Origin of the sequence: Kitasatospora sp. NPDC091207, assembly GCF_044768625.1 — a bacterium.
GTDB lineage: Bacteria > Actinomycetota > Actinomycetes > Streptomycetales > Streptomycetaceae > Kitasatospora.
Window position 1 is genome coordinate 223857 of sequence record NZ_JBIVVS010000003.1, and the last position, 21285, is coordinate 245141.

At 72.6% G+C, this 21285-nt stretch carries 16 protein-coding genes and 1 riboswitch; of the genes, 8 read left to right on the forward strand and 8 right to left on the reverse strand.

The annotated features are described in order from the left end of the window. Positions 1–116 precede the first annotated feature (116 nt). Positions 117–1112 carry a tetratricopeptide repeat protein gene (locus ACIQTO_RS08635; protein ID WP_402384732.1) on the forward strand — a complete coding sequence of 332 codons (996 nt, stop codon included), beginning with the start codon at positions 117–119 and terminating at the stop codon, positions 1110–1112. A gap of 62 nt (positions 1113–1174) precedes the next feature. Next, positions 1175–1828 carry a peptide deformylase gene (gene def, locus ACIQTO_RS08640; protein ID WP_402384735.1) on the forward strand — a complete coding sequence of 218 codons (654 nt, stop codon included), beginning with the start codon at positions 1175–1177 and terminating at the stop codon, positions 1826–1828. 122 nt (positions 1829–1950) lie between these two features. Here the strand turns inward: def and ACIQTO_RS08645 are convergent, their stop codons facing one another. From ACIQTO_RS08645 to ACIQTO_RS08655, 3 genes are all read right to left on the reverse strand, one after another. Beyond that, a complete protein-coding gene (locus ACIQTO_RS08645) occupies positions 1951–3003 on the reverse strand; it encodes a ferritin-like protein (protein WP_402384738.1) in 1053 nt (350 codons plus the stop codon). 170 nt (positions 3004–3173) lie between these two features. Then, positions 3174–4169, reverse strand: a complete 996-nt coding sequence (locus ACIQTO_RS08650) for a ribonucleotide-diphosphate reductase subunit beta (RefSeq protein ID WP_402385234.1) — start codon at positions 4167–4169, stop codon at positions 3174–3176. Between the two features lie 35 nt (positions 4170–4204). Beyond that, positions 4205–6610, reverse strand: a complete 2406-nt coding sequence (locus tag ACIQTO_RS08655) for a ribonucleoside-diphosphate reductase subunit alpha (protein WP_402385237.1) — start codon at positions 6608–6610, stop codon at positions 4205–4207. Between the two features lie 208 nt (positions 6611–6818). Beyond that, positions 6819–6895, reverse strand: a riboswitch (cobalamin riboswitch). A gap of 411 nt (positions 6896–7306) precedes the next feature. On the opposite strand from ACIQTO_RS08655, the gene ACIQTO_RS08660 reads away from it, so the two are divergent. From ACIQTO_RS08660 to ACIQTO_RS08680, 5 genes are all read left to right on the forward strand, one after another. After that, positions 7307–8551, forward strand: a complete 1245-nt coding sequence (locus ACIQTO_RS08660) for a hypothetical protein (RefSeq protein ID WP_402384740.1) — start codon at positions 7307–7309, stop codon at positions 8549–8551. A 162-nt stretch (positions 8552–8713) separates the two neighbouring features. Continuing rightward, a complete protein-coding gene (locus ACIQTO_RS08665; RefSeq protein ID WP_402384742.1) occupies positions 8714–10177 on the forward strand; it encodes a glycoside hydrolase family 26 protein in 1464 nt (487 codons plus the stop codon). A gap of 151 nt (positions 10178–10328) precedes the next feature. Continuing rightward, positions 10329–11171, forward strand: a complete 843-nt coding sequence (locus ACIQTO_RS08670) for a hypothetical protein (RefSeq protein ID WP_402384745.1) — start codon at positions 10329–10331, stop codon at positions 11169–11171. Between the two features lie 71 nt (positions 11172–11242). Further along, positions 11243–12694 (forward strand): glycosyltransferase family 2 protein, encoded by a 1452-nt coding sequence (locus ACIQTO_RS08675; protein WP_402384748.1) that lies wholly within the window; start codon positions 11243–11245, stop codon positions 12692–12694. 28 nt (positions 12695–12722) lie between these two features. Continuing rightward, positions 12723–13922, forward strand: coding sequence for a glycoside hydrolase family 113 (locus ACIQTO_RS08680; protein WP_402384751.1), 1200 nt, complete (start codon positions 12723–12725; stop codon positions 13920–13922). On the opposite strand, the gene ACIQTO_RS08685 is transcribed toward ACIQTO_RS08680, so the two are convergent. Together ACIQTO_RS08685 and ACIQTO_RS08690 are read right to left on the reverse strand one after the other, a co-directional pair. Continuing rightward, positions 13892–16177: an acyltransferase family protein gene (locus tag ACIQTO_RS08685; protein WP_402384754.1), complete on the reverse strand. Its 2286-nt coding sequence runs from the start codon at positions 16175–16177 to the stop codon at positions 13892–13894. The two genes, ACIQTO_RS08680 and ACIQTO_RS08685, sit on opposite strands and share 31 nt — an antisense overlap. A 135-nt stretch (positions 16178–16312) precedes the next feature. Further along, complete coding sequence (locus ACIQTO_RS08690) at positions 16313–16807, reverse strand: GNAT family N-acetyltransferase (protein WP_402384757.1); 495 nt, start codon at positions 16805–16807, stop codon at positions 16313–16315. 443 nt (positions 16808–17250) lie between these two features. Here ACIQTO_RS08690 and ACIQTO_RS08695 point away from each other — a divergent pair, with 443 nt between their 5' ends. Beyond that, entirely contained in the window at positions 17251–18204 is a 954-nt protein-coding gene (locus tag ACIQTO_RS08695; protein WP_402384759.1) for a helix-turn-helix domain-containing protein, read from the forward strand. A 62-nt stretch (positions 18205–18266) separates the two neighbouring features. Here the strand turns inward: ACIQTO_RS08695 and ACIQTO_RS08700 are convergent, their stop codons facing one another. The 3 genes from ACIQTO_RS08700 to ACIQTO_RS08710 form a co-directional block, all read right to left on the reverse strand. Next, positions 18267–19088, reverse strand: coding sequence for a histidine phosphatase family protein (locus ACIQTO_RS08700; RefSeq protein WP_402384761.1), 822 nt, complete (start codon positions 19086–19088; stop codon positions 18267–18269). A gap of 154 nt (positions 19089–19242) precedes the next feature. After that, complete coding sequence (gene mctP / locus ACIQTO_RS08705; protein WP_402384764.1) at positions 19243–20856, reverse strand: monocarboxylate uptake permease MctP; 1614 nt, start codon at positions 20854–20856, stop codon at positions 19243–19245. Then, a complete protein-coding gene (locus ACIQTO_RS08710; RefSeq protein ID WP_402384767.1) occupies positions 20853–21122 on the reverse strand; it encodes a DUF3311 domain-containing protein in 270 nt (89 codons plus the stop codon). The genes mctP and ACIQTO_RS08710 overlap by 4 nt, the downstream gene beginning before the upstream one ends. Positions 21123–21285 lie beyond the last annotated feature (163 nt).

Here is a 21285-nt window from a genome sequence, read left to right on the forward strand (position 1 = left end):
GGCGGCGGCGGGCGTGGTTGGATGCGGTCGTAGCGTGGAACACCGACCCGGGGCACCGGGCCCGTGGCGCGGGAGCGGATACGGGACTTGAGCGGACGACGACGGCAGGGACGAACGTGAGGATCTTCCACCGGGCACGGCACCGGCCGTCCGCCACCTGGCGGCAGACGACCGATCGGGCTTTCACGCTGATCGGCGACGGCCGGTACGAGGACGCGGGTGCCCTGCTGGTGATGGCGGCCGATCTGGAGCCGTGGCTGTCGGACTCGTGGTTCAACCTCGCGCTGCTGCACAAGTTCCGGCGGGACTGGGAGCAGGCGCGGGCGGCCGGGCTGCGCGCGGTGGCGCTGCTGGACCGGGAGCAGGGCGCCCCCGACTGGTGGAACCTCGGGATCACGGCGACGGCCCTGCAGGACTGGCCGCTGGCACGCCGGTCCTGGCAGGCGTACGGGCTGCGGCTGCCGGGCGGCGCCGGGGCCGGGTCCCAGCCGGACGGCCCGGTCAGTCTGGACCTGGGGACGACGCCGGTGCGGCTGTCGCCGGACGGGGAGTCCGAGGTGGTGTGGGGCCGGCGGCTGGATCCGGCGCGGATCGAGGTGCTGTCCATTCCGCTGCCGTCGTCCGGCCGCCGCTGGGGCGAGGTGGTGCTGCACGACGGAGCCCCGCACGGCGAGCGGGTGACCGACGGGGTGGCCTACCCGGTGTTCGACGAGATCGAGCTGTGGGCGCCCTCCCCGGTGCCGACCTATGTGGTGCTGCTGCAGGCCGCCACGGCGGCGGACCGGGACGCCCTGGAGCGGCTGGTCGCGGACGCGGGCTACGCGGCGGAGGACTGGACGTCGTCGGTGCGGCTGCTCTGCCGGGCGTGTTCGGAGAGCCGGATGGCGTCCGACGACGGGCACACCGCGCACCACGACCCGCACGACGACGGGGACGCGGCCCACCCGGGGCACCTGAGCCATCTGAGCCAGGGCGCGGGCGGGATGTCCTGGCTGGTGGAGCGGGAGTGCGGGATCGCGGCTCCGGCGGTGCTGGTGCGTACACTGCTGGACCGCTGGGTGGCGACGGCCCCGGGGACGCGGGCATATCGGGATCTCGAAGAAGTCTGCTGAGCGGGCGGCTTACCCTTGATCGGTACGGCCAGACAGTCCAGGGAAGCGGAAGACAAGCAGCGATGGCGGAGCAGCACGACCACCAGCACGACCACGACCACGACCACGAGCACGGGTCCGAGCAGGGCGAGGCCCAGCCGGTGAAGGTGGTCGGTGAGGAGCCGGACCTCTCGAAGGGCACCGCGCGTCCGATCACCGTGTACGGCAACCCGGTGCTGCACCGGGAGGTCAAGACCGTCACGGCCTTCGACGGCGAGCTGTCGGCGCTGATCGACGACATGTTCCAGTCGATGTACGCGGCCGAGGGCGTGGGCCTGGCCGCCAACCAGGTCGGGGTGGACCTCAAGGTCTTCGTCTACGACTGCCCGGACGACGAGGGCGTGCGCCACATCGGCCACGTCGTCAACCCGGTGCTGGAGGAGCTGCCGGCTGGCAGCAGGCGCGTGCTGGACGACGGCAACGAGGGCTGCCTGTCGGTGCCGACCGCGTACGCCGAGCTGCCCCGCCCGGACTACGCCGCGGTGACCGGGCAGGACAAGGACGGCAACCCGATCCGGGTCGAGGGCACCGGTTTCTTCGCGCGCTGCCTGCAGCACGAGACCGACCACCTGTTCGGGTTCCTCTACATCGACAAGCTGTCGAAGCGGGACCGCAAGGACGCGCTGCGGCAGATGGCCGAGGGCACGCCGCGGTACGCGACGGTGTCGAACGACTGACGGGCCGACCGTGAGCGGGGCCGGGATGCCAGGGGCGTCCCGGCCCTTCTTCGACCCCGCGACCGGGCGGCCGGGGCCCGGGTGTCCGCGTCGGGGAGCCGGCGGGCGGCGGGGCCGCTCGGCTACGACGTGACGAAGAGGTACTCCGGGCCGTAGGTGAAGCGGGGGGAGGCGGGCAGCCGGACCGCCATGATCTGCCGGGCGGTTCCCCGCATGGCGCTCATGTGGCCGATCGCGGCGCCGATGCTCGCGCCGGACCTCCAGGCCGCTTCGAGGGCGAACAGCATCGCGGTGTACTGCTCGTTGAAGGTGTGCAGGAGCGTGGCGGTGTCCGCGTCGGGCTTGTTGTCGGGGTCGTTGGCCCAGCCGCCCGCGGGGGGCCCGGCGGCGGGGGAGGTGTCCGGCAGCGGTACCGGGTCGCCGGTGAAGTCCCACCGCTTCGTCGTGGGGTTCTGGACCAGCCGGCGGCCCTCGGCGATCTCCTTGAAGGCGTAGTAGTGGGCGAGTTCGCCCGCGGCGCCGGGGAACGGGTTCTCGGGCGAGACATCGGTGCCCTCGCCCTGGGCCTTGATGATCTCGATGGCCTTCAGGACGTCGTCGAGGGTGTTCATCGCGACGATGTCGTTGCCGGCGCCGTGGCTGCTCCCGAGCGGGAAGGTCACCTGCCGCTGCCCGGTGATCAGGTACGCGAAGGTCGGGAAGACATTGGCGATCCGCTGGTAGAAGGCGCCGATCGACGTCCCGTCGCCCGCGTAGGCGAGCGGGTTCTCGGGCTGCTCGATGGCGGCGAAGAGGGCCGCGGACTCCCTGGTGAGCCCGCCCAGGCGAACGGTGAGCTTCGGGTTCACCCCGCCGGGGAGCGGCCCCGGGTACTTCGGGACGGTGGCCGGGTCGGTCAGCGTCACGGTGCCGCCGATGGTGGTGAGCATGTTGCAGACCAGCCCGAAGTGCGACATCTCGTCGAAGACGATCTCGCGGACGGTGTGGCGGACCGGCTGGCTGTTGTCCTGGCTGGTGATCGACCAGAGCGCGTCGGCGTACGGCGGGATGGTCGAGAGCTCCAGCATGATCGCGCGCTGCAGCGCGTCCTTGAGCTCCTGCTCGGTCCAGTCCTCCTCCGGCATGCTCATGAGCTGGACGATGGCGTCGCTCCGGTAGTCCAGAACCGTGGTCACGGCTGGCCCCTTTCCGTTCGGCTGTGGCCGGAACGTACTGGCGGCGCCGTCGTCCGTATGCGTGCCGTTCCGGAGCGGCCCGGCGGGTTCATTCGGACGAGCGAACGACGCCGCCCCGCCCGGTGCGGACACCGGGCGGGGCGGCGGGTGCGGGCGGCCCGCGGTCAGGCCTAGAACTCGTCGTCGAAGGAGACCGAGCCCTCGACGGCGACCTGGTACGCGGAGACCCGGCGCTCGAAGAAGTTGGTCAGCTCCTGGACGTTCTGCAGCTCCATGAACCCGAACGGGTTGGTGGAGCCGTAGCGGATCGGCAGTCCGAGCCGGGCGAGCCGCTGGTCGGCGACGGCCTGCAGGTACTCGCGCATGGACTCGGTGTTCATGCCCGGCAGGCCCTCGCCGCAGAGGTCACGGGCGAACTGGAGCTCGGCCTCGACGGCCTCCTCCAGCATCTCGGTGACCTGCTTGGCCATCGTGTCGTCGAAGAGGTCGGGCTCCTCCTCGCGGACGGTGTCCACGACCGACATCGCGAAGTCCATGTGCATGGACTCGTCCCGGAACACCCAGTTGGTGCCGGTGGCCAGGCCGTGCAGCAGGCCGCGGCTGCGGAACCAGTACACGTACGCGAAGGCGCCGTAGAAGAACAGGCCCTCGACGCAGGCCGCGAAGCAGATCAGGTTCAGGAGGAACGCGCGGCGGTCGTCCTTGCTCTGCAGCGAGTCGATGTGGTCGACCGCGTTCATGTACTTGAAGCAGAACTGGGCCTTCTGGTGGATGGAGGGGATGTTCTCCACCGCGGCGAAGGCCGCGTTGCGGTCCTCGGGGTCGGGCAGGTAGGTGTCGAGCAGCGTCAGGTAGAACTGGACGTGCACGGCCTCCTCGAACAGCTGCCGGGACAGGTAGAGCCGGGCCTCGGGGGAGTTGATGTGCTTGTAGAGGCTCAGCACCACGTTGTTGGAGACGATCGAGTCACCGGTGGCGAAGAAGGCGACCAGCCGGCCGATCATGTGCCGCTCGCCCTCGCTGAGCTTGGCGAGGTCGGCGACGTCGGAGTGCAGGTCCACCTCCTCGACGGTCCAGGTGTTCTTGATCGCGTCGCGGTAGCGGTCGTAGAAGGACGGGTAGCGCATCGGACGCAGGGTCAGCTCGAAGCCGGGGTCGAGCAGCATCTTCTCGCGGCCGGGCTGCTGGTCGGGGGTGGTGCTCACTGGCAGGCCTCGCAGGACTCGGGGTTCTCCAGGGAGCAGGCCAGCGCGGCCTCCTCCTCCGGGCTGAGGGTCGGGGACGCCGGCGTCACGGGCGCGGCGGCGCGGGCGGCGCCCGAGGCGGCCTGCGCGATCCGGGTCGCCGGGCGCGACCGCAGGTAGTAGGTGGTCTTCAGCCCGACCTTCCAGGCGTACGCGTACATCGAGCTGAGCTTGCCGATGGTGGGCGCCGCCATGAAGAGGTTCAGCGACTGGCTCTGGTCGATGTACGGCATCCGGGCGGCGGCCAGGTCGATCAGCGCGCGCTGCGGCAGCTCCCACGCCGTGCGGTACAGCGAACGGACCTCGGCGGGCAGCCAGTTGAGGTCCTGCACGGAGCCGTTGGCGTCGCGCAGCGCGTCCCGGGTCTGCTGGTCCCAGACCTCCAGCTCCTTCAGCTCGCGCACCAGGTACGGGTTGACCTGGAGGAACTCGCCGGAGAGGGTCTCGCGCTTGAACAGGTTGGAGACCTGCGGCTCGATGCACTCGTAGACACCGGCGATCGAGGCGATCGTGGCGGTGGGGGCGATGGCGAGCAGCAGCGAGTTGCGCAGACCGGTCTCGGCGATCCGGGCGCGCAGCGCCTCCCAGCGGCCGGCCCACTGCGGGGCGGCCGAGCCGAAGTGGTCGATGTGCAGCTCGCCGCGGGCGGCGCGGGTCTCGCCGTACGCCTCGTGGCGGCCCAGCTGCTCGGCCAGGTCGGCGGAGCGCTCGTACGCGGTGAGCATGATGCGCTCGGAGATGAGGGTGGAGAGGGTCTTCGCCTCGGCGGAGTCGAAGTCCAGGCGGAGCTTGAAGAAGACGTCCTGCAGGCCCATCACGCCGAGGCCGACCGGGCGCCAGCGCGAGTTGGACGTGCCGGCCTCGGGGGTCGGGTAGAAGTTGATGTCCACCACGCGGTCGAGGAAGGTGACGGCGGTGCGGACGGTGGAGTCCAGGCGCTCCCAGTCCATCGCGTTCAGCAGGTCGGCGGCGGTGGCACCGGCGGCGACGTGGGCGCCGAGGTTGACCGAGCCGAGGTTGCAGACGGCGGTCTCGGAGTCGTCCGTGACCTCCAGGATCTCGGTGCAGAGGTTGGAGCTGTGCACCGTGCGACCGGGCAGCGCGGTCTGGTTGGCGGCGCGGTTGGAGGCGTCCTTGAAGGTCATCCAGCCGTTGCCGGTCTGCGCCAGGGTGCGCATCATCCGGGCGTAGAGGGTCTGCGCGGGGATGGTGCGGACGGCCTTGCCGGCCTGCTCGGCCTTCAGGTACGCCTCGTCGAAGTCGGCGCCCCAGAGGTCGACCAGCTCGGGCACGTCGGCGGGGGAGAACAGCGACCAGTCGGCGTTGGCGTTGACCCGGCGCATGAACTCGTCCGGGATCCAGTGCGCCAGGTTGAGGTTGTGGGTGCGGCGCGCCTCCTCACCGGTGTTGTCGCGCAGCTCCAGGAACTCCTCGATGTCCGCGTGCCAGGTCTCCAGGTAGACGCAGGCCGCGCCCTTGCGCCGGCCGCCCTGGTTGACCGCGGCGACCGAGGAGTCGAGGGTGCGCAGGAACGGGACGATGCCGTTGGACTGGCCGTTGGTGCCCCGGATCAGGCTGCCGCGCGAGCGGATCCGCGAGTAGGACAGGCCGATGCCGCCGGCGTGCTTGGAGAGGCGGGCGATCTGGGCGTACCGGGAGTAGATCGAGTCCAGGTTGTCCAGCGGCGAGTCCAGCAGGTAGCAGCTCGACATCTGCGGGTGCTTGGTGCCCGAGTTGAAGAGGGTCGGCGAGGAGGTCAGGTACTCCAGCCGGCTCATCAGGCCGTACAGCTCGGAGACCTCGCGCACCGACTGCTCGCTGTCGCCGACCGCCAGGCCGCAGGCGACGCGCAGCAGGAACTGCTGCGGGGTCTCGACGACCTTGCGGGTGATCGGGTGGCGCAGCAGGTAGCGGGACTGCACGGTGCGCAGGCCGAAGTACTCGAAGCGGTCGTCGCCCTCGGGGTCGATCAGCGCGTTCAGGGCGGCGGTGTGCTTGCGGACGAAGTCGGCGGTGCCGTCGCCGATCAGGCCCTCGGCGTGGCCGACCGCGATCGAGTCCGCGAAGGAGACCGAGCCCTGGCTGACCGCCTCGTCGACGATCTCCAGCGCGAGCAGTCGCGCGGCCAGCTTCGAGTACTGCGGGTCCTCGGCGATCATCGACGCTGCGGCGTCCACGGCCAGCCCGCGCAGCTCGGCGAAGTCCGAGCCGGCGTGGCGGCCGCGCAGCGCGGCGGCGGCGACATGGCCGGGGTCCACCTGGGGGAGGTCGGCGCTGCGGTCGGTCAGCAGCCGGAGCAGCGTGCCACCGGGGTCGGACACCGTCGGGTCGACGGGGGCGGAGCTGGAACCCTGGGCGGGCAGGGTGACTGAGGCAGCGGTGGTCAAGGCGCTCTCTCCTGGCGGCGATCGGCGTCGGTGGCTCGGGGCCGGGCCGTTCGGGGCAGGGGAGCACGGCGCGACGGCCGGACGGCGTCGCGCGAAGGTGGCATCCCCGGCCCGCCCGCGAGGCCCGGAAGTAGTACTGCTGCGGAAGGCCTCTGCGGGGAGGCCAGGCGGCACGCCGTCGCCAGGTAGTCGGACTCGCGGGCTCTCTCGGAGCCGCCCGCACACCGCTGCGGGGCAGTCCCGGATTCGCACCGGGTTCCCCTGCGTCGACAGCAGGGATGAGCATACATCTAGTGGTGTCCGCTCGATGCGACACCACATGTTGTGCGGCATCGCGTGTCGACGTCATGGCCGGTGGTACCGGGCCGGGCCTGTTCCGGGCCTGTTCCGGGCCTGCGCCGGGGCCGTTCCGGGCTCCGGGCGGCCGCTGTGACCGCTGCCGCCGGGGCCCGTTCCAGGGCGGCTCCAGGGGGCCTTCACGGGCCGCCGTGACGTCTGTCACCGGGCGTCCGGGGACCGCCGGGTGTCCGGATTCGGGAACGGAATGGTCACCGGGCCGACCTGCCGTCAGGGGCATGCCCTACGATCTCGCCTCATGAGCGAGCGGAGCGAGCGAATCATCAACACCAGCGCGATTCGCGAAGCGACCGCCGGGCGCAGTGAGGTGGGCGCATGAGCGACGGAACGGGCACGCCCGGGGAGTGGGCCGGTCAGCCCGCCTCGCCGGGGCAGCAGCCGCCCCCTCCCGCCGGGCCGGGGGGCGCACAGAACCAGCAGCAGCCGGGCACACCCGGACAGCCACCGCAGGGCCCGCCGCCCGTCGGTGGTCCCGCCGTGCCGCCGGCTCCCGCGCCGTACCCCGGCGCGCCGCGGCCGGTGCCGCCGGCCCCGGGCGGGTTCGGCCCGCCGCCGGCCTCGTACGGGCCGCCCGCGCCGCAGCCGGCCGTCCCGCCGGTACCCGCCGTGCCGCAGCCGCCGGTACCCGCCGTGCCGCAGCCGCCGGTGCACGCCCAGCCGCCGGTGCCGCAGCCGCCCGCGCCGCAGCCCCACCCGCACCAGCCGCCGCCGCAGCACCAGTGGCAGCCGCAGCCCCAGCCCCCGCTGCAGCACGCCGAGCCGGACTGGGCCGCCCTCGCGGACCGCAACGAGGCCGAGGCCAAGCGGAAGGGCCGGACGCGGATCATCGGTGCGGCGGTCGCCCTCCTGGTGGTCGGCGGCCTGGTCGCCGGCGGCCTGCTGCTCATGAACAAGGGCGACGACAAGAAGCCGGTCGCCGAGCCCACCCCCACCGCCACGGCGGGCACCCAGCTGCCGGCGCCCACGCCCTCCGGCAAGGCGTCCCCGACGGCCACCCCGAGCGCCACCCCCGAGGACCCGTCGAAGCCGCTTTGGGAGGCCACCACCGACCCGGCGCCGCAGGACGCGGCGGCGCTCTTCTCGGCGCTCACCGTGACGGTCAACGGCGCCACCTGGAACCGCACCGTGGTCTCGCTCGACTCGCCCTGCTGGGACGGCAACTCCACGGTCGGCGGCCTCGGCAAGATCCTCGGTGACCAGGGCTGCCGCCAGGTGCTCCGGGCCACCTACGTCTCCGGCGACAGCGCGGTGACGGTCGGCGTCGCGGTCTTCGACCACAAGCAGCAGGCCGAGAGCGCCCTGAAGAACTACGTCGGCCACCTCAAGGGCGCCGCCGCCCCCGGCTCCCCGGCGTTCTGCACCACTCCGGGCTGCACCAACACCAAGGGCACCCTGGGCCGGTACGGCTTCTTCACCGTCGAGGGCTCCGCCAAGGGCGGCAACACCGCGGACGCGGCCGCGACGGCCGCCGCGGTGGGATTCGACGAGCACGTGAAGAACCAGCTGCTCCAGCGCACCAAGGCGGCGGGCGGCGCACCGGCCGCCGCCCCGGCGCCCTGACGGCCCGCCCCGGCCCGCGGGAGGCCCGCCCCGGCCCACGGCCGGGGCGGGTCCGCTCGCCCGGGCGCGGGGGAGTGTGGCAGGCTCACCGCCTGTCAGTCGTACATGTGTTCCGGTTGTGACGGCGCAGGCCGGTGCCGGTCAGCATCCGGAGGAGTGTCCGTGGCCCTGCCCCGAGTGCTGCGTGCCAGACCGGCCGTGCTGGCCGCGGCCGGCGCGGTGCTCGCCGCCGGCGCGGTGGTGCTGGCCGGGCAGGACGGCCGGACCGACGGCGACCGCCCGGACGATCGGCCCCGCGGCGTGCTCACGCCGGGCGGCGCCGGGCGCGCCCTGGCACCGGAGACCGGCCGCGAGCTGCTGGCCCGCGACCCCAAGGCCTCGCCCCACGCGCGGGCCGTCCAGCAGCTCCTCGCCGACCTGGAGCGCGAGGCCCGCGCCGGCCGCTCCGGCGGGACGGTGATCGGCCAGCACGTCGAGGCGCACAACGAGCTCTACAACCCCGAGTACGGGGACTACCGCGGCACCAAGCCGGTCGGCTACTACTACCGGAAGGCCGTCGACATCACCGGCAAGCTGCCCGGATTCGTCGAGACCGACCTCGGTCCCGGCTACGGCCGGAGCGGCTGGGGGGTCGGGAACCCGCGCTCCTACTCGGCGGACCGGTGGCCGTCCTGCACGGCCGGCTGGCAGTACACCGACGACGCCGTCGACCTGATGACCGCCGTCTGGTCCGGCCACCCGCGCCCGGCGGACGGCACCTACGGGGCGTCCGGCACCCAGCGGAACTGCGACGGCACCACCACCGAGCTGCCCGACAACGGCGGCGGCCCGGCCGGACTGGTCGGGATGTCCTTCCACCAGCCGTACCCGGGTTCGGACGTCAAGTCCTTCGACCGGGTGCTCTGTTCGGCCTCGCCCGGCGCGAAGGACCCGGGCTGGTTCGCCCGGGTCGTCGACGGCGCCGGCGACACCCCCGAGTACCGCGCGCTGCTGAAGGACCTCTCCTTCCTGGCGGACCACCTGGAGTACCTCGCCGCCCACGACGTGCCGGTGCTGCTGCGCCCGTACCACGAGATGAACGCGGCCGACTGTTCCCGGGGCTTCTGGTGGTCGGGTCAGAAGCCCGCCGACTACCAGGCGCTCTGGCGGATCACCTACCACTACCTGGTGGAGACCAGGGGCCTGCACAACCTGCTGTTCGCCTGGACCCCGGTCTCCTGGGACGGCGCTCCGGGCGTCGACCCCTGGGACTACTACCCGGGCGAGCGGTACGTCGACGTGGTCGGGGTGGACGACTACAGCGGCAGCCCGGCGCACCCGATCGGCACCGGCGAGGTGTGGACCAAGCGCTACTACGACGGCCTGGCCGGCTACGGCAAGCCGCGGATCCTGGCCGAGTCCTTCGCCGTCCCGGTCAACTCCCGCCAGCCGGACACCCTGCGGCGGACCCCGTGGACGGTCTGGACGGTCTGGGGGCAGTCGCTGACGGCGGACAACCTGACCCCTGACCAGCCCGGCAACTCCAACGCCGACGTCAAGGCCACCTATGACAACGGCCTGGCGCTCACCGGCGGCTCCGGCCCGTTCGGCGCGGACGTCGACTGGAGCGGTCTGCACGTCCGTTGAACCGGCCGGCGCTCCGCGGTGACTTTCGCGACACATCCGTGCCCGGCCTGAACCCGCGGAATTCCGGGTCCGTTCGCGCGTATGGCATCCTGTGCCCCGGAATCGAACGGGTTGAAGCCGGGTGCGCCCGGCAGGGGCGGGGGTACGGGAGATGACACAGACGCGTCCTGACCGCCTGGCCACCGGTCTCGCGGTGGCCTGGGGAGCCGTGCTGCTCGGCTGGGCGGTCTACAACTGCTTCTGGCAGGCCGGCTTCACCACCTTCGCCAAGGGCATCTTCTACTACGGCGGCTCCTCGGTGGTCGCCGAGACCGGCAGTCTCAACTTCGCCGTGCTGTACCTCGGTTCCGGCATCCTGCTGCTGCGCGGGCGGGACTGGGCCCGTGGCGTGGTGGTCGGGGTGGCGCTGGTCGAGGGCTACAACCGGGTGCGCAGTCTGACCGGTGCGCTGCTGGACGAGCCGCAGCGCCGGTGGTTCACCGGCACCACCGAGGGGTGGCTGAAGCTGGTGACCTTCGGGCTCGGGGTGGCCGTCACGGCGACGCTGGCGGTGCTGCTGATCGGCTCGCTGCGCCGGTCCGGGTCGCGCTGGGCGCCGGCGCCGGGCCCGTGGGCGGCCGCCGGGCAGCCGTCGCCGTTCCAGCCGCTGCCGGTCCAGCAGCCGGTCCAGCAGCCCGGCCAGCTGCACTGGTCGCTGCTGCAGACGCTCCCGCAGGACCAGCCGCCCGGGCAGGCCCAGCCCGTACAGGCGCCGGTCCCGCAGGCGCCGGTCCCGCAGGGGCAGCCTCCGCAGGCCCAGCCCGCGCAGTCCTGGCCGCAGCCGCAGCCGCCGCAGCACGCCCGGACGCAGCCCGGTTGGCCCCCGCAGCAGCCGCAGGCCCCGCAGCAGCCCCACCAGCCCCACCAGCCCTGGCCGGCCCCGCCGGTGACGCCGGGGCCGGTGACACCCGGACCGGTTCCGCCGGCCCCCGGGACGCCCCCCTACCCGGGGTAGCACGCAGGACCCGCCGGCCCGGTCCGGCGGGGTGAACGGACAGACGCAACAGACGAGGAACGACTTTCGCCATGACAGCACCAGCACCCGCGCGGACGGTACTGACCACGTCCCGCGAGGCCGCTCGGCTCGCCGACCGGCAGATGTCGTGGAAGCCGCGCATCGTCCCGTTCTACCTCTCGTTCCTGATCATCTTCTCCTTCTCGCTCTGGGCGTACGTGCCCAACCCGACCCCGCTCGGCTGGGCGATCACGATCCTCTGGGGCATGCCGGTCTTCGGCGTGCTGATCGGCTTCCAGGGGGTGCTGATGGTCCGCCGCCGGCTGCGCAAGGCGGACCGGATGACGCCGGCGGTGCCGGCCGAGGACGACTACCTGATCGTCCTGGTGCCGACCATCGGCCGGCACGACACCTACCCGGCGCTGGAGCGCTCGGTGCTGTCGTACGTCGACCACCTGCCGGCGTACTTCCCGTGGATGCGGGTGGACATCCTCACCGAGGAGGGCTGCGCGGCCGGCGAGAAGATCGACGAGCTGGCCGCCCGCAACCCGCTGATCCGGGTGGTGACCGTCCCGAAGGCCTACCAGACCCCGAACGGGACCAAGTTCAAGGCCCGTGCCAACCACTACTCCCACGAGCTGCGGATCGAGGAGGGCGAGGCCGAGGACGACGTCTGGGTGCTGCACATGGACGACGACACCGGGGTCGGGCCGGACACCGCCGCCGCGGTGGCCCAGTTCATCAACCGCCAGCGCCGGGCCGGCGACGACGCCAAGCACATGGCGCAGGGCATCCTGACGTACCCCCGGGAGAACGCCGTCTCCACCTTCACCTGGCTCGCCGACGCGATCCGCCCGGCCGACGACATCGCCCGGTTCCGCGCGATGACCGGCACCGGGACGCCGATCGCCGGAGTGCACGGTGAACTGCTGCTGGTGCGCTCCTCGGTGGAGGCGACCATCGGCTGGGACTTCGGCCCCGACACCATCGTCGAGGACGCCCAGATGGCGCTCAACTTCTGTGTCCGCTACCCCGGGCGCAGCGACTGGTTCAACGGCCGCTGCTACGGCGCCTCGCCGGCCGGCCTCAAGGACTTCCTCAAGCAGCGCGAGCGCTGGGCCTGGGGCCTGGTGGCGCTCTGCTTCAACAAGAGCATCCCGCTGCGGTTCCGGCTGTTCATCGGGATGGGCATGGTCAGCTGGGTGCTCGGACCGCTCCAGCACGTCGGTCTGGTGCTGCTGATCGCCTGGTTCACCGGGACGATGAACACCTCGCCGGTGACCCAGTCGGTGGTGCTGATCTGGTCGATCAACTTCGCCTACGTGATCTGGACGTACTGGGAGGGGCTGCGCCTCAACGTGGTGGGCTCGGCCGACCACCGGCGCAAGTGGTGGGAGCCGATGGCGGTGGTCGCGGCCATCCCGCTGTTCTCCCTGCTGGAGGGCTGGGGCGGGATGCGGGGGCTGATCAAGTTCGTGCGCCGCGAGGAGAACAAGTTCGTCGTCATCGCCAAGCCGGCCTGACCGGCGCTCAGGGACTGAAGCCAGAACTATGAAGCGTTTCGTCATCTTCATCCTGCCGACCGCCGTGCTCGGCCTCACCGTGGGTGTGCCGATCATCTGGGGCGACCACCCGATCAAGTTCGACCACAAGCGCCCGACCGAGGTGCACTGGGCCGGTACCGCCAACGAGCAGGGCCGGGTCTGGGGCTTCGGCAAGGACGCGCCGCCGGAGGACACCGGGCCCAAGGTGGCCCAGCCGTGGGCGAAGGGCAGCCCGGAGTGGGGCGTCCAGGTGTACTGGCTGGACGACCCGGCCGACCCGGAGAGCTTCGTCCAGGGCAAGGCGGACCGCATCGTCAAGTACGTGGTCGGGCTGAACGCCAACGCGCTCTCGGTGTCGTTCCCGTTCTACACGGTGGGCAGCAAGTCCAACGCGGTCGCGGCCCGGCCGACCACGCCGAGCCCGGAGCGGCTGGCGATCCTGCTGGACACCGCGCACCGGGCGGGCCTGCGCACGACCGTGCGGCCGATCCTGGACGAGGAGTCGCTGAAGCCGGCCAACAACGGCTGGCGCGGCAACATCGCCCCCACCGACCGGGACGCCTGGTTCGCCAGCTACTCGGCCTTCCTGACGCCCTACCTGAAGTCCGCCCAGGAGCACGACGCGACCGAGTTCACCATCGGTACCGAGTTCAACTCGCTGGAGGGCGACCCGCACTGGGCCCCGCTGGTGGAGCAGGCGCGGAAGACCTTCCGCGGTGAGGTCGCGTACGACGCCAACTGGGACAACTGGTCCAAGGGCGCCGTCGCGGTGCCGACCGAGCGCACCGGCGTCGACGCCTACTTCCCGGCCAGGTCGGCCGGGGACGACGCCGCGCCGGCCGACCTGGCGGCCAGCTGGAACTCCTGGCTGGACAAGCGCGGCAAGGGCCCACAGCCGACCACCAAGCTGACCGAGGTGGGCATCCCGGCGCAGAAGGGCGCGTACAAGACGCCCGGTGACTTCTACACCAAGCGCGAGCTCAACGAGGCCGTACAGGCCACCTGGTTCACCGCGGTCTGCCAGGTGGCGCAGGAGCGGAAGCTGGCCGGGGTGTACTTCTGGTCGCTCTACTTCGGCATCGACCCGACCCTGCCCACCAACCAGGACACCCCCCGGATGGACTTCGCCGGCCGCCCGGCCTCGGAGGAGGCGATCCGCGGCTGCTTCGCGCAGACCTACGCCGTCCCCGAGGTCGCGGCCGGCTGAGTGGCCGCCCGGCTCGGGCTCGTGGTGGGCTTGCGGGGCGGTGTGGTGGTGGGCCTGCGGCTCGGGGTGGCGGAGTGGCTCGGGGACGGCTGGTCGGTGGGGGCGGCCTGCTCGGTGGGCACGGCGGGGGCGGTCGGCGTCGCCGGGGCGCTCGGGGTGCTCTGCGGAGCCTGAGCGGCGTCCTGCGGCCCGCCCGTGGGCCGGACCCCGGCCAGGGCGTCCGCGATCTGCCGCTCCAGCCAGGGCGTCACCAGCCGCATGCCGGCCGGCGTGAGGTGCACGCCGTCGGTGGCGGGGGAGACCAGGTGGCCGTCGCGGTCCTTCCAGACGCAGCTGCCGCCGGGGCAGTAGAAGGCGTTCAGGTCGAGCAGCTGGACGGCGCCGCCGGAGGCCTTCACGAAGTCGCCGACCTGCTGGTTGTAACAGGTGCCCCAGGTCTTGTCGATCGCGCCGTTCTGCACCCGCTCGTTCATCAGCAGCACCCGGGCGTCGTGCGCGCGCTCCCTGACCAGGTCCATCGCCTGGGTCAGCTGGGCGGTGTACCGGGTGCGGTAGTCCTCGTCGCAGGGGTTGAGCCAGCTGCCGTCCAGGTACTGCTCGGCGGCGTCCCAGCCGAGGTGGAGGACGACCGCCTTGGCCTGGACGCCGTCCAGGCTCTTCGCCCAGAGCGCGGTGCGGTCGCGGCACTCGTCGGTGGTGTCGAACTCCACCCGGGAGGTGCCGCGGACCTTCTCGGAGCCGAACACGCCGCAGCCGCTGATGCCGCCGTCGACCACCCGGAAGCGGTCGCCGTGCCGGTACAGGCCGGTGGCGAGGTCCTCGGAGAAGGAGTCGCCGAGCGCGAGCACCAGCGGCTTGTCGGCGGAGCCCGAGCGCATGTCGTGCTCGACCCAGGCGGGCAGGTACCAGGCGCCGGCGGTGGCCGTCAGCGCGGTGGCGGCCAGCAGCGGGATGGTCGGGAAGGGCCGCCAGCGCAGCACCCGCAGCCGCTCGGTGCCGGTGTGCAGCAGCCAGGCCAGCGCCCAGGAGACGGGCGCGCCGACGGCCAGCAGCAGCGGCGGCGTGATGTCGTCGACGAACCGCTGGAGCAGCCAGTAGACCGGCAGGTGCACCAGGTACAGGCTGTACGAGATGGTGCCGGTGAGGCGCAGCGGGGGCAGCGAGAGCACCCGGACCAGCGGGCCCCGGTCGTGGCAGAGCGAGGCGGCGAGGACGGCGGAGAGCACCGCGACGCCGGCCAGTCCGCCCTGGTACAGCCAGGGTTGGTGGTAGTTGTCGACGCCGAGGCCGGCCAGCACCAGCCCGCCCAGGGCGACCGTGCCGAGCAGGGTGAGCAGCACCGTGCCCGCCGGTCCCGAGCGGGCCAGGGAACGCCGCTGGGAGCGGGGGCCCGCGTCCGCGCCGTCCTGGGCCCTGCGGCGCAGCCGCAGGTAGACCACGAAGGCGGCGGTGGCGCCGGCCGCGAAGCCGACCGCGCGGGACTCGGTGCCCAGGTAGAGCCGGTCGCTGTTGGAGCCGTTCCACATCAGGGGGGCGACGGCGGCGGCGCCGGCGAACAGCACGCCGGTCACGATGCCGGCGGCCTTGAGCGAGCGGCGGCAGGCCGCGTGGATGAGGAGCAGCAGCAGCGGCCAGACCACGTAGAACTGCTCGGTGATGCTGAGCGACCACATCGCGGCCAGCGGGTCGATGCCGGCGAAGTGCTGCCAGTAGGCGTCACCGCGCTCCAGCTGCGCCCAGTTGGCGACCTGGGCCAGGGCGGCCAGCGCCTGCGGGCGCAGTTCCTTCACGTCCTTGAGCGGGCTGAGCAGCGCCGAGACGAGGACCACCGCGAGGACGGTGACCAGCAGGCCGGGCAGCAGTCGCTTGGCCCGGCGGCGGTAGAAGACGCCGAGCGCGATGCCGTCGGTGCGGTCCAGCTCGCGGATCAGGACCAGGGTGACCAGGAAGCCGGAGAGGACGAAGAAGGCGTCGACACCGAACAGCCCGTTCTGGAACCAGTTGGTGTGGTAGAGCAGGACGGACGCGATGGCGAGGCCGCGGAGTCCGTCCACCGCCTTGAAGCGCACCGACGGCGGCAGCGGGCGCGGGGGTGGCGGGGGCTCGGCGGGTACCGCGTAGCGGCTGCCGCGCGGGGCGGGGATCCCGCGGGCCTCGCGCATGTCCTGCGGGGTGGGTCCGCCGGCCGCGGAGGGCGCGTCGACGCTGGGCCCGTCGTACATGAGGTGCTGCTCCCCGGATCGATGGGCTGCCACGTGTCTCGATCAGAGGTTTATATCAAAAGAGCGCTTTGATCGTCCGTCGGCGACCGGCGCAGCCGCCCGACCCGGCCCCCGGCCGGCCCCTGACCCGGCCCTGAGCGGCGCTCCGGCCGCCTCCTCGACCGTCCGTCAGAAGGCCATGCTGTAGACCATCAGGTCCATCCCCGGGTACGGTGCCCAGTCGCGTTCCGGGGTCCGGCGGAAGCCGACGCGCTCGTAGATGCGGTGGGCGGCCCGCATCTCCGGCCGGGTGGAGAAGGCCATCCCGGCCAGGCCGAGCTCGCGGCTGCGGGCGAGGGCGGAGCGGACCAGGGCCTCGCCGACTCCCCGGCCGCGGGCGGCCGCCGCGGTGGCGAGCATCCGGATCTCGCCCTCGTCCGGGGCGGCGATGTCGGCCCACTCGGTGCCGCCCACCGCGAAGGTCACGCAGCCGAGGACCCGTCCTTCGGCCGTGTCGACCGCGACGAGGAGCTCGGCCTCCCGGGACCGGCGGGCGGTGTCGCGCAGGAGGTCGACGTACTGGCTCTCGGGCGAGGTGTAACCGTCGCCGACGAAGGCCTCGACGGTGATGTGGCCGGCTGCTTCGAGGTCCGCTTCGCGGGCCGGGCGGATGACGATGTCCATGCGGTCAGTGTGCCGGAGCCGTCCTCGGCCCCCGGCGCCGGGGCGTTGTCGTGGAGGCCGCCGTCCGCCGCGGGGCGGGGTGCGGCGGGGGTGCGGGTGAGGGCGGTGGCCGGGTCGGCGTCGGGGCGGAGCGAGGCGGCCGGCATGGTGCCGTAGAGCCGGTCGGGCAGGGCCGGGTCGACGGGGTAGCCGCCGGGCCGGTGCCAGTTGTCGCGGCCGTTGCCGGCGGAGCGGTCCACCTCGCGCCCGATCAGGGTGCCGAGCAGGCCGAAGCCGCCGACGGCCCCGACCAGGGCGAGTGCGCTGGCGAGCGTGTCGGAGTCCATGGCTCCACTCTCGCGGCGCCGCCGGGCGGCGACGAGTGGCAGGAATGACCGATTGCCTCGAAATCCTGCCATCCGGACCCTTCCCCGCGGGCACCCCGGGGAGGCATCCTGGGCGGCATGCTGAACAACGTGGTCGCGGTGGTGCTGGAGGAGCTCCACCCCTTCGAGCTCGGGGTGGCCTGCGAGGTCTTCGGCCTGGACCGCAGCGCGGACGGCCTGCCCCGGTACGACTTCGCCGTCGCCGGCGCCCACCCCGGTCCGCACCGCACCCATGCCGGCTTCACGGTGGACGTCCCGTACGGCCCGGAGCGGCTCGCCGAGGCCGACCTCGTCGTCGTGACGGCCACCGGGGTGCGCCCGCACTACCCGGAGCCGCTGGTGGACGCCGTGCGGGCCGCCGTGGAGGGCGGTGCCCGGGTCCTCTCGATCTGCAGCGGCGCCTTCGTGCTCGGTGCCGCCGGGCTGCTGGACGGCCGCCGCTCGACCACGCACTGGCGGCACGCCGAGGAGCTGGCCGCCCGCTTCCCGAGGACCAGCGTCGAGCCGGACGTGCTCTACGTGGACGACGACCCGGTGATCACCTCGGCCGGCACGGCGGCGGGCATCGACGCCTGTCTGCACCTCGTCCGCAAGCTCCAGGGCGCCGAGGTGGCCCGGGGGATCGCCCGCCGGATGGTGGTGGCGCCGCACCGGGAGGGCGGGCAGGCGCAGTTCGTCGCCCGGCCGCTGCCCGAGGGGGACGGCGAGTCCCTCGCGCCGCTGCTCGACTGGATGCGCCACCACCTGGACGAGGAGTCCACCGTCGAGCAGTTGGCGGCCCGGGTCCATCTGTCCCCGCGCACCTTCGCCCGCCGCTTCCAGCAGGAGACCGGGACCACCCCGCACCGCTGGCTGACCGGGCAGCGGCTGTTGCTCGCCCAGCGGCTGCTGGAGTCCACCGCCGAGCCGGTCGACGCGATCGCGGCCCGCTGCGGGTTCGGCAACGCCGCCACCCTGCGGCACCACTTCGGGCGCCGGCTGGGGACGACTCCGCTGGCCTACCGCCGGTGCTTCGCCGAGCCGGCCGCCTGACCGCCCTCGGCGGCCCGCCCGCTGCTCGGCCGCCCGCTGCTCGGCGGCCCGCCGCCCGGACGTCAGCCGAGGGCCAGGTGCCCGGTGTCGTTCCAGTGCGTCGGGCGCAGCCGCCCGCCCTCGGCGCGCCAGAGGCTGGTGGAGCAGTTGCGGACCGGCTCCAGGGCGGTCAACTGCGCCTCGGTGAGCCGGTCCAGCGCGTAGCGGAGCATCAGCACCGTACAGTCGTGCGCGACCAGCAGGACCGGTCGCCCGGCCTCCTCCACGCAGATGTCCCGCAGCACGCTGCGCACCCGCAGGGCCACGTCCGCCCAGGACTCGCCGCCCGGTGGACGGTAGTAGAGCTCGCCCATCTTGCGGCGTCTCGCCGCCTCCTCCGGGTGCTTGGCCTCGATCGCGGCCTTCGGCAGCATCTCCAGGACGCCCAGCTCGCGGTCGCGCAGCCGCTCGTCGTAGCGGACGGCGAGCGAGACCGGTACCGCGCCCAGTCCGGCGGCCTGGGCCAGCGCGATCCGGGTGGTCTCGGCGGTGCGCTCGTAGGGGGAGCACCAGACGCTGCGCGGGCGGTCGGCGCCGGGCAGGCCGGCCCACCAGCGACCGAGCGCCTGGGCCTGCTGCCGGCCGTGCAGCGAGAGCGGGATGTCCGCGTCCCGGCAGCTGATCGGCACGCTCAGCGCGCCGGCCGCCTCGGCCAGCTGGAACTCGACATTGGCGGTGGACTCGCCGTGCCGGGTGGCGATCAGCAAGGAGGGCAGCGGGCCGGGCGCCGCGGCCGGCGCGGTGTGCGGGGCGGGCGACGCCGGGTAGGGCGCCGTGCCGGCCGGTGGGCCGGCCCGGTGGGTGGACTGGTGCTGACCGTTGAGCGTGGTGCCGAGATCTGCCATCGCCGCTGCTCCCCGTGGGTCGATCAGGTGCCGGCCGGATGCCGGTCCGGTCTGGTGGTGCCCTGCGTGTGCGGCCGTTCATACATATGATCGCGCCGCCTCCTCCAGTGTTCACGGAGGAGGCGGCGCGGTCACAGGGCGCGCGCGGTGCGAATCAGTGCGCCGCCACGGGCTCCGGCGCGTTCTTCAGCTCTTCGTCGCCCGCTTCGGCGCTGTAGTCACCGGGCCGGGTCTCGTCCGGGCTCTCCGGCGCCTTGAACGCCTTCAGCGCCAGCGTGAGCGTCACCGAGACCACCAGGTTGAGCGCGAAGGCGGTCAGGCCGATGTAGCCGAGCTCGCCGATGCCGGGGATCTCGGCGGCGTTCCCGCCGAAGTGCTTGGTGGCCGGGCTGGCGATGTCGTAGGCCTCCCAGGTGCCGTAGATCATGCCGACCGCCCAGCCGGCGAACAGCGCCCAGTGGTGGAACCACCGGGTGAACAGGCCGCCGACGATCGAGACGAAGGTCTGCAGGATCCAGAGCCCGCCCAGCAGCTGCAGGTTGATCGCGGCCTGCTTGTCCATGGTGAGCACGAAGGCCAGCGCGCCGACCTTGACCAGCAGCGAGGCGAGCTTGGCGACCCGGGTCTCGTCGGCCGGCGTGGCGGCCGGCTTCAGGAACTCCTTGTAGACGTTGCGGGTGAAGAGGTTGGCCGCCGCGATCGACATGATGGCGGCCGGCACCAGGGCGCCGATCCCGATGGCGGCGAAGGCCACGCCGGTGAACCAGTCCGGGAACATGTTCTCGAACAGCTGCGGCACCGAGAGCTGGGCGTTGAACTTCTTGTCGCCCTTGCCGATGCCGGCCGCGATCGCCATGAAGCCGAGCAGTGCCAGCAGGCCCAGCATCAGCGAGTACGCCGGCATGATCGCCATGTTGCGGCGGACCGTGTTGCGGGACTTCGAGGCCAGTACACCGGTCACCGAGTGCGGGTACATGAAGAGCGCCATCGCCGAGCCGAGCGCCAGCGTGGCGTACGTCCACTGCTTGTTCTCCGGCACCGTGAGCGAGCCGGCCGACTTGGGGGCGCTGAACTTCTCGCCGGCCGCGTCGAAGATGTGGCCGTAGCCGCCGAGCCGCATCGGGATGTAGATCACCGCGACGATGATCACGATGTAGATCAGGGTGTCCTTGACGAAGGCGATCAGGGCCGGCGCCCGCAGCCCGGAGGAGTAGGTGTAGGCGGCCAGCACACCGAAGGCGATGAAGAGCGGCAGGTCCTTGACGAACCAGTTGGCGTTCTCGCCGCCGCCGACGCCCAGCACGTCCAGCACCGCCTGGATGCCGACCAGTTGCAGCGCGATGTAGGGCATCGTGGCCAGGATGCCGGTCAGCGCGACCACCAGGGCGAGCGGCTTGGAGCCGTACCGCCCGCGCACGAAGTCGGCCGGGGTGACGTACCCGTGCACCCGGGAGACCGACCAGAGCCGGGGCAGGAAGAGGAAGACCAGCGGGTACGCGACGATCGTGTACGGCACCGCGAAGAAGCCGGCCGCGCCGGTCGCGTAGACCGCGGCCGGGACGGCGACGAAGGTGTAGGCGGTGTAGAGGTCGCCGCCCAGCAGGAACCAGGTGACCCAGGTCCCGAAGCTGCGGCCGCCCAGCCCCCACTCGTCCAGGTGCTGGGCGTTGTCCGCCCGGCGCCAGCGCGAGGCGAGGAAGCCCATCACGGTGACCAGGACGAAGAAGAGGACGAAGACGGTCAGGGCCGGTACGTTGACGCCGTTCATCGCGCGCCACCCGCCTTCCGGGCGGCCTTGCGGGCCTTCTCGTCCCGGTTGATCAGCAGGTACGCGGCGACCGTGAAGACGGCCGAGACCGGTACCCAGAGCAGCTGGTACCAGTAGAAGAAGGGGACCCCGCCCGCCTCGGGTCCGGTCTTGTCGTACGAGGACACCCAGAGCATCGCGACGATCGGCACGAGCAGGGCGAGCCCGGCCAGCACCCGTTCCGGGGTCACCGCGGGAACGGCTCCCGAGCCCGGTGGCTCGGGCATGACAGATTCAACGGCAGCAGGATCTGACGGCATCTTTCGGCTCCGCTCCAGAGGGTTCACCCCGACGGCGCCGCAGCCCGGAGGTACCGCACGGCCCCCCGAGCCCGCCGAGCAGCACCACTGGTGATCGGCAGTCAATACGGCTGCGAAATCTAGAGCATGG

Bases quoted from the DNA above. Each gene is read 5' to 3' on its own strand.
- def (WP_402384735.1), top strand. From the start codon at position 1,175: ATGGCGGAGCAGCACGACCACCAGCACGACCACGACCACGACCACGAG.
- ACIQTO_RS08650 (WP_402385234.1), bottom strand. From the start codon at position 4,169: ATGCTGCTCGACCCCGGCTTCGAGCTGACCCTGCGTCCGATGCGCTAC.
- ACIQTO_RS08660 (WP_402384740.1), top strand. From the start codon at position 7,307: ATGAGCGACGGAACGGGCACGCCCGGGGAGTGGGCCGGTCAGCCCGCC.
- ACIQTO_RS08670 (WP_402384745.1), top strand. From the start codon at position 10,329: ATGACACAGACGCGTCCTGACCGCCTGGCCACCGGTCTCGCGGTGGCC.
- ACIQTO_RS08675 (WP_402384748.1), top strand. From the start codon at position 11,243: ATGACAGCACCAGCACCCGCGCGGACGGTACTGACCACGTCCCGCGAG.
- ACIQTO_RS08680 (WP_402384751.1), top strand. From the start codon at position 12,723: ATGAAGCGTTTCGTCATCTTCATCCTGCCGACCGCCGTGCTCGGCCTC.
- ACIQTO_RS08690 (WP_402384757.1), bottom strand. From the start codon at position 16,807: ATGGACATCGTCATCCGCCCGGCCCGCGAAGCGGACCTCGAAGCAGCC.
- ACIQTO_RS08695 (WP_402384759.1), top strand. From the start codon at position 17,251: ATGCTGAACAACGTGGTCGCGGTGGTGCTGGAGGAGCTCCACCCCTTC.
- ACIQTO_RS08700 (WP_402384761.1), bottom strand. From the start codon at position 19,088: ATGGCAGATCTCGGCACCACGCTCAACGGTCAGCACCAGTCCACCCAC.
- mctP (WP_402384764.1), bottom strand. From the start codon at position 20,856: ATGAACGGCGTCAACGTACCGGCCCTGACCGTCTTCGTCCTCTTCTTC.
- ACIQTO_RS08710 (WP_402384767.1), bottom strand. From the start codon at position 21,122: ATGCCCGAGCCACCGGGCTCGGGAGCCGTTCCCGCGGTGACCCCGGAA.